The 7,935-nt window shown below is 36.6% G+C and carries 7 protein-coding genes; 3 read left to right on the top strand and 4 right to left on the bottom strand.

Annotation, left to right across the window (positions count from 1 at the left end; genetic code table 11):
* From ACKPEB_RS18155 to ACKPEB_RS18145, 3 genes are all read left to right on the top strand, one after another.
* Window positions 1-1,047, top strand: a 1,047-nt coding sequence (locus ACKPEB_RS18155; RefSeq protein ID WP_408966371.1) for a hypothetical protein, incomplete at its 5' end; no start/stop codon positions are given.
* A 1-nt stretch (window position 1,048) separates the two neighbouring features.
* Complete coding sequence (locus ACKPEB_RS18150; RefSeq protein ID WP_408966370.1) at window positions 1,049-2,098, top strand: tyrosine-type recombinase/integrase; 1,050 nt, start codon at window positions 1,049-1,051, stop codon at window positions 2,096-2,098.
* A 271-nt stretch (window positions 2,099-2,369) separates the two neighbouring features.
* Window positions 2,370-3,116 (top strand): SH3 domain-containing protein, encoded by a 747-nt coding sequence (locus tag ACKPEB_RS18145; RefSeq protein WP_408966369.1) that lies wholly within the window; start codon window positions 2,370-2,372, stop codon window positions 3,114-3,116.
* Between the two features lie 50 nt (window positions 3,117-3,166).
* Here ACKPEB_RS18145 and ACKPEB_RS18140 read toward each other — a convergent pair whose 3' ends face one another.
* From ACKPEB_RS18140 to ACKPEB_RS18125, 4 genes are all read right to left on the bottom strand, one after another.
* Entirely contained in the window at window positions 3,167-4,126 is a 960-nt protein-coding gene (locus tag ACKPEB_RS18140; RefSeq protein WP_408966368.1) for a hypothetical protein, read from the bottom strand.
* Window positions 4,126-5,220 carry an AAA family ATPase gene (locus ACKPEB_RS18135; protein ID WP_408967641.1) on the bottom strand — a complete coding sequence of 365 codons (1,095 nt, stop codon included), beginning with the start codon at window positions 5,218-5,220 and terminating at the stop codon, window positions 4,126-4,128. The genes ACKPEB_RS18140 and ACKPEB_RS18135 overlap by 1 nt, the downstream gene beginning before the upstream one ends.
* An 11-nt stretch (window positions 5,221-5,231) precedes the next feature.
* Window positions 5,232-6,413 (bottom strand): DUF262 domain-containing protein, encoded by a 1,182-nt coding sequence (locus ACKPEB_RS18130; RefSeq protein WP_408966366.1) that lies wholly within the window; start codon window positions 6,411-6,413, stop codon window positions 5,232-5,234.
* Window positions 6,414-6,519: 106 nt separating this feature from the next.
* Window positions 6,520-7,926, bottom strand: coding sequence for a ferredoxin:protochlorophyllide reductase (ATP-dependent) subunit N (locus tag ACKPEB_RS18125; RefSeq protein WP_408966365.1), 1,407 nt, complete (start codon window positions 7,924-7,926; stop codon window positions 6,520-6,522).
* Window positions 7,927-7,935 lie beyond the last annotated feature (9 nt).

The following is a 7,935-nucleotide window of genomic DNA, read 5'->3' as shown; positions in this document are numbered from 1 at the left end:
GTTTGGAAACTGGAATCAGTTGACGATGACCCGCGCGACTGCCGACGAATTTTAACCATTGAAAAAACCCGCAGCCGTGAACCGGGACGCTACCAGTTAGAGTACGACCCGAATACTTGGGGCTGGCACATTAAAGGAATGCTTCTGGATGTTGACGGTGAAGAGCAAATTGAAAACTACAGCCAAAGAGAGCGAAGCATCATAGGGTTTTTCCGTAGCCACGCTGGCACACCCTTTGAAGTTCAGGAATTAGCAGAAATTTTAGGGTATGCCTCTGACCCCCTACGGCGGGACTTAGGATTTCTGAGTCGGCGCGGCTTAATTAGCAAGCAACAGAAACCCGGTTCGCGGGCTAACTGGTACTTTGTGGGAGAGTTGAAATTAAGCGATCGAACCGATCGACCGATCGCAGAGGAAAAATCAGAAAATCCAAAAACAAAAATTTTTCAAAATAGCGCGATCGCTTCGATCGGTAGTCCGAAACTCCCACCAGAAGCCAGTCAGGAACCGATCGCAAATTTACGATCGCTTCGATCGGATCGATCGGTTAACGATTTTCCTGAAACTCCTACACAGCAAGGATTACAGCCGAAAAACGACAAAAAAGAGGCGTTACAAATTATACACGCCGATTTAGGTGTCTGTAACGAAACTTTACAAAATACCCCGCAACCGATCGTAAAACCCGTCAAAGAACAGGAACCGATCATCGATGCGCGATCGGTAGACTTCGACAAATTGAAAGCGGGTGATGTTCTGTTTGACCAGAAAGGCAATCCCTACCAATTAACGAAAATGGTTCGGGGAATGTGGCAATCACATCGGAGAAAATTAATCAGCCGCAACGACGTAAGAATTGGAGATTACCACCTCGCTATGGTTGAGGATATCGCCAAATTAGTTCGGCAGATCATTAACTCTAAGGATTTCAAACAGTTTCAGTGGCTATGCAAGATTTATGGGGGTTCCACTGAATCTCTTATGGCAGAAGCTGTTGATAAATACCCCGAATTAATTGAGGTGTATAACATTGAGGAGGATAGCTAACATGATAAAAGTTAGCGTCGGAGTCGATAAAAAATGGCTCCGCCTTCGTTGGAAAGAAGGCGATAAATATAAAATCCTCTATCCAGGCTGCGAGAATAATTCCGAAGGTTTGAGAACCGCCAAAAGAATAGCGTTACAGATGGAAGAGGATTCTGAAAAAGGTAATTTTGATTATTCCCTTTCAAAATATAAGATTCAGTCAGTTATTTCCAGAAAGCAAATTAATTTGGAGGATTTATGCAGACAGTGGATAAAAGCAACTAAGCAACATCTCGACCCACGCAGTATCAAATCTTATAGCTGCCGAATAAACACTATAAAAAAATCGGGAATTTTAGAACTAACTCCTGAGAAGATTTCCGAAAATGAAGTTTACAACCTGATTTCATTTTTAAAGGGCAAAAACCTAAAAATGAAAACAATAAAAACTTATTTTTTCGCTTTATCAGCAGCTTGGGATTGGGCTATTTCAGGAGGATTCATAGAAAGGAAGAATCCATTCAAAATCAAGTTTGAAATTGAAAGCAAAAAAATTGATCCATTTTCTAAAGCGGAAATTCAGCAAATCCTAAAAGCTGCACCCTTTCAATATAGAAGTTTTATTAAATTTTTATTTATTTCAGGGTGTCGAATTGGAGAGGGATTAGGCTTGCAGTGGAATGATTTATCAGGAGATTGCTCAACGGTTACAATCTCTCGCCAGTGGACACAAGGAAAAATTAAACCTTTAAAAAAAGGAGGAAAACCTAGAACATTTTCCCTGCCTCTAGCTTTTTCGTTAGAAATACAATCCTTGCCACGAGACAGTGATTTTGTCTTTGGTACTCCGATTGAAACAGAAACTTTCCGTCTAGCCTGGATCAAGATTTTGGAAGAAGCCAATGTGCGCTACAGAAAGCCCTATTCCTGTAGACACACTTTTGTCTGCCATCGACTTCAGGAGGGATGGAAGCCTACACAAATCGTTCAAGTAACTGGCCATTCATTGGAAACTATGTTTACTTATTACGCCAGCTATATTGCTGAAGAGATCCATTTGCCTGATTTGTAAGCCACACCAAAAACCGAATAATTCGGTTTTTGGTGTAGATAGTTATCTACATTTTAATATGTTCAGTTTTTGAAACCCTTGCTTTTTAAGGGGTTTAGATTATTTATTTTTATTATAAAATACAATTAGTATATCCCTAGAAAATCCAGTTGTTAAATTTTATTGGGATCTTCTGAAAAATTATATTAAAATCTGTAAACTCAGCCATTCTATCAAAGATATTCCTCAAGGAATATGCGATCGCGATTCGCAACAAACGAGGTTAACCGATATGTCCATTAAACCTAGTCAACTGATCATAGCAGGTGCGGTCGGGGTAATTGCTGGAGTCACAATTGCTGTGATGACCGTTCAGTCTCCCTCCTCGAAATCGTCCCCCCCACCTCAAACCCAGTCTCCCCGACCTTCTGAACCCCCCATTACCTCGGTTCCCGCATCCGTTCCCAACACATCACCACCATCGGAAACACCTCCTATCGCTATCATTAAACCTCCTGTGGAGGGTTGCAAAATTAGCATGGCGGTTGTCAAAGATCCCGATGCACCGTTGAACGTTCGTTCAACACCGGAAGTAACAGAGGGTAATATTGTCGGTCAATTGAATAATAATACCTTTGTTTTTGTAATTGAAGAAAAAAACGGATGGTTTAAAATTAATAATCCTGTGAGTGGATGGATTGCTAAAAGTCGCACCGAGAGCAGTTGTTCAATAGTGGAAAAAAATATTGAGTTTTTACCCGGTGGAAATGCAGCCTTAGTTCAGGGAAAAATTATTGGGGGAGGAAGTCACAGTTATAAATTTACAGCCATTACAGGTCAAACCTTAACGATTGAGAATTATAAATCTGTCTTCCCAATGGTAATGAGTCCTAATGGTGAATTATTAACAGATAATCTAGGTATTACACCCGATACAAAAGTTTTTTCTAATAAACTTCCCTTAACCGGAGAATATACGTTACAACTAGATTCTAATTATAAAGGCTTTGAATATGAGTTTTTAGTTAAAGTTGAGTAATTTTGATTCAATGTATTATTAAGTTCAGTAGGATGACACTATTTAACTATTTAAGTAGGATATTTGACTGTAGGAAGATGCTCACCTATATAACCAATAATTACTATTTTTGCTTGATAATCTACAAAAAAATGAATTCTCCAATTACACGATCTCAGCTTAATATGTTGATCAAATAAACGTTCTTTTCCATCAGGACAGATAAAAGTTCTTTGTTTCCTATATTTTTTATTGTTAAGTGTTTCTTGACTTTCTCCAGAAACCTCAAGATCATATCCTTCTAAACTAAATTCTTTGCACCCTTGACTAATCCAAATTTCTGTATATTCTTCCAGTTGGTCTAAAGTTTTTAAAACCCATTTTAATTTAGTCTCTCCTGAACCAAGTATACGCAATTGTTTAGTACCTGTTTTACAAAATTGTAAATGTGAAAATAACTGATCTTTACGATTCCATAAATCATTGCCATCATATATTTCTCTTTGTGGATTTGGAGGTAAATAATGTCCCGGTATATTTTTAACTTGGTCAGCATTTGTTAAATTATAAATCTCTATAATCTCTGAAGGATTTTCATCCAGCTTGAACAAGACATTGATCAATTCGCTCGAAAAATCAGGTGCTTGCTGTAAACTAATCAAAATTCCTTGTAAGTATGCTGCACCAGCTAGTGAGCTTTCACAGCAATCTTGATTATTAAATTCACATTCCCAATATTCAAGCTCTTGCTTTAAAAAATCCAATATAAAAGGCCCATTTGTAAATAATTGGATCAATAATACTGCTTGCGCTTGATCATTAGAAAATGATTTGTCATATACCCAATTTTTTACTGTATAGTTGTCTGCAATTTGGCAATTTGAAAATAATTCATGTACATAAATATAATCATTTGCTTGAATGGGTGCAATTGCCTTGATAACCTCTGCTAAAGCTTTCATCAGGGTGTCAGCATCATAAATATTTGTAGCTTGCCCAATAAAAGATAATTCGTTAATTAAGAAATTCATTACATTAATTGGATTAAATCTTTCTGAGTTTGGTCAAAAAAACCAGTGGGCCATTTATTAATTCGTCCATTTTTATCAATTTTTGGGGATATTATTTCTGTGATTAATTGTCCATGCTCGTCTATCCGTTGAAAGTAGTTTAATTGAACATCTTCAGGTTTAATTTTACCATCATGAACTGCTAAACGAACTCCATTTAAAACATGATCGCTATGGGTTTCTACAACAACTTGAACTCCACAACTTGCTGCAAGTGCTAACAGTTGACCCATTTTGGATTGTCCTTTAGGATGAAGATGGGCTTCTGGGTTTTCTATTAAAATGAGTGTTCGTGGTTTAGAGGATAATACAGCAACTATAATAGGCAACGCATAACTAATCCCAAAACCTACATTAGTCGCACGATATAAATTACTTAGTCCATAAGAGTATTCTAAACTTACTAAATCTAGTTGTGGATTATCATTAATTGTAATACGTGTTCCTGGGCTAATTTCTCCCATCCAGGCTTCAACTTGAAATCCTAGTTTTAATGATTCTGCTGACGGGTGACTAAGTTCACCATTAGGAATCATTTTATCCCGATAAAGTGCAAGGAAATGTGCTGTATATTCACCGCTAGTTCCGATTTGATTGTGCATCCGTACCTGAAAATCTGACTTTTCTAAATAAGTACGAGGGCCAATTCGTTCAGCTTGTAAATAGTGAAAATTATCCCGAAAAAGATTTGATTTATAAACTTCAGAAGCTACTTCAGGTGAAGTTAAATCGAGAACATCCGCCTCTTCATCATAATTAAAACACCACGTTCCTTGTAGCTTATTATTCCAAGTAATTGTAAAATTAATTACGTCTTCTTCTGCATCCTCGAATAAAGCATCTTTTGCTGTTCCTATACACACTAAATCACCATTCAATGCTAATCCTGATCCTGGTAACAAACCTTGTTGATAAGATTGGCGTAGTAATAGTAATGATTGCAATAACGAAGATTTTCCTGAACTATTCAAACCAGAAAGCAGAGTCAATGCTCCTAAATTAATAAATTGATCAGCAAAACATTTAAAATTTTTAAGATGAATTGAACTCATCATACTAGCTGAACTCATGATGCTAACACCTCTTGAATAATCCTTTCTACTGTACTAAATCTCAAAGATACTTTTTCACCCGCTTGAGAAATAGATTTTAAAAATTCCTTATCATTATCAACTAAATAACTAAATTTTTGTTTTAACTCCTCTTTTCTTTTTTTAAGAATGTGTAATTCGGTATCATCAAGTTTACTAAGATTTACAGACCAGGCTTCAAACAAGGCTTCATTAACAGGATATCTTCTTCCATTTTGATTGGAAATTTTTCTAAATGCAGTATCACCAAAAATATCGTATGCTGCTATCATTGAACGCTTAAAACTATCTACAATTTCTTTTAATTGATCTTCAGATAAAGATTGATTAATTTCTTCCATTGTTTTATGAAAAAAATCATCTCTACTTTTAGATTGATAGTAACTTTGATAATTATTAATTTTAAAAGCCAAAAATCCTAACACAAACTCCTGATCTATCATTCTCTTCTTTTTTCGAGATTTGTCAAGATTGGTAACTTTTTTAAATTCTTTCATGTTAGCTAATTTAGATAAAATTTTTGTAGCTTTTCCTTGGTTTAATGCGTTGCGAGTTTCTTGAGGGGAAAGAGGTACTCCTCCTGTATTGATACGTCTAAATATATTATATTTTACAGATGGAGGAGTACCTTCTTCAACAACATAAATTGTTAGTTGAGTCTCAAGTAAGCGACGTTGATACTTACGAGGTAGTTCATCGTAAGTTTTTTCTTGAATATCAGTTAGATAATCTAATTCATCAGTTAATTTTAGTTCTTTATTTAAAATAAACTTTTTTAGTGCTGTTAATCGCTGTCGTCCATCAATAACTACCCATCGATCATCATCAGTCGCATCCATATAAAACGAAGGTAAGGGAATACGCAGAAGAATAGACTCTATTAACTTACTCTGAGCTTTATCCGTCCAAATATCTGAACGCTGAAAAGAAGGTGCAAGATCAATCTCTCCATGATTAATCCTTGAAAGCACTAAATCAATCGTCATTTGTCGAGTATCAACTCTAATTTTAGTTGGATCAAATGGTTCATTAATTCCTTCATCATCTGCTTCAATTATATTGTCATCATCAAAATCTTCTAAATCAATATCCGTCTGATACTCAATACCATCTTTTTCAGTTTTTAATTCTAATTGCTCATTTTGCGAATTTGTCATAATTGATCTATTTTTTTAAGATTATGAATATTTTTATTATAAACAACAAAGAGGGCGATCGCATTCGATCACCCTTTTTATTATACTAATCCATTGTCTAAAGCAATTAAACCTTCGCGTCTTCCTTAACTAACTTATCCCAACCTAAATCCTTGAGACTATTATTTCGACGTAACGGACGAGTTACTAACTCCAGAATATCCCGTGCGTTCGTGAACCCGTGAGTTTGAGCAAAGGTAAACTCTACTGACCATTTTGTATTAATTCCCCGTGCTTCTAAGGGGTTAGCGTGAGCCATTCCGGTAATGACTAAATCCGGTTTTAACTCATAAATTCGTTGAATTTGATTGTAATTATCCGGTTTTTCCACAATTCTCGGTAACGGAACACCCATCTCCTGACAGGTTTTTTCTAACAGTTTTAACTCCGCTTCTTGATAGCGTTTATCCATGTAAGGAATGCCAATTTCTGGGCAAGTCATCCCGCAACGAATTAAAAATCTCGCTAAGGAAACTTCTAATAAATTATCCCCCATGAAAAATACCGATTTACCCCGAATTAACTGGATATAATCTTCCAAACCTGCCCAAATTTGTGCTTCCCGTTCATCTAAACCCTTGGGTTCAATATTAAAAACAGAACAAATTTTTTCAATCCAAGCACGGGTTCCATCGGGGCCAATGGGGAACGGTGCACCAATTAATTTACACTTACGACGCCGCATTAAAGTTGTGGCAGTTCGAGATAAAAAGGGATTCACTCCAGCGACATAATACCCTTCTTCTAATACAGGTAATTCTGTATAACGTTTTGCTGGTAACCACCCCGAAACTTTAATACCCTGTTTCTTTAATTCTAAGGTTAAATTGGTAACAACCGGATCAGGTAAAGATCCAAATAAAACTAACGGGGGATGGTTGGCATATTCTGATTCTTCTTGAGCAACATCCTCTTTTTGTCTGCCAAAATGCAATAACTTTTGAATGGCATTCCGTTCATTTTTATCCGTTTCTGCCACTGGAGCTTTATCAGGACAACGGGCTGCCATTGCGGCTAATACCGTATCTTCCCCTTGAGTAAAAGCATAATCTAAACCATTAGCCCGTGCTACCACAATCGGAATCCCAATTTCTGCTTCTAATTTCGGCGCTAATCCTTCCAAATCCATTTTAATAATTTCAGTGGTGCAAGTGCCGATCCAAACAATTACACTGGGATTGCGATCGCGTTTAATTTGTAAACACAACCGCTTTAATTCATCATAATCATTGAGTTTAGCGGAAATATCCCCTTCTTCTAATTCCGCCATTGCATAACGGGGTTCTGCAAAAATCATCACCCCCATGGCATTTTGTAGGAAATAGCCGCAGGTTTTTGTGCCAATCACCAAAAAGAAACTATCTTCAATTTTTTGGTATAACCAAGCGACACAACTAATGGGACAAAAGGTGTGATAATTTCCGGTTTCACACTCAAAAGTTAACGCTTCCGGTTGTGGTTGAGCAACGGTCATAATGTTTTC

This window comes from Planktothrix sp. (assembly GCF_046067725.1).
In the GTDB taxonomy this organism is placed as follows: domain Bacteria; phylum Cyanobacteriota; class Cyanobacteriia; order Cyanobacteriales; family Microcoleaceae; genus Planktothrix.
Note: the sequence above shows the minus strand (reverse complement) of the source record. Positions and strands in the feature narration are given on the sequence as shown.

What these genes read in the sequence shown, in the direction of transcription:
- ACKPEB_RS18150 (WP_408966370.1), top strand. Translation starts at nt 1,049, where the DNA reads ATGATAAAAGTTAGCGTCGGAGTCGATAAAAAATGGCTCCGCCTTCGT.
- ACKPEB_RS18135 (WP_408967641.1), bottom strand. Translation starts at nt 5,220, where the DNA reads ATGATGAGTTCAATTCATCTTAAAAATTTTAAATGTTTTGCTGATCAA.
- ACKPEB_RS18140 (WP_408966368.1), bottom strand. Translation starts at nt 4,126, where the DNA reads ATGAATTTCTTAATTAACGAATTATCTTTTATTGGGCAAGCTACAAAT.
- ACKPEB_RS18130 (WP_408966366.1), bottom strand. Translation starts at nt 6,413, where the DNA reads ATGACAAATTCGCAAAATGAGCAATTAGAATTAAAAACTGAAAAAGAT.
- ACKPEB_RS18145 (WP_408966369.1), top strand. Translation starts at nt 2,370, where the DNA reads ATGTCCATTAAACCTAGTCAACTGATCATAGCAGGTGCGGTCGGGGTA.
- ACKPEB_RS18125 (WP_408966365.1), bottom strand. Translation starts at nt 7,926, where the DNA reads ATGACCGTTGCTCAACCACAACCGGAAGCGTTAACTTTTGAGTGTGAA.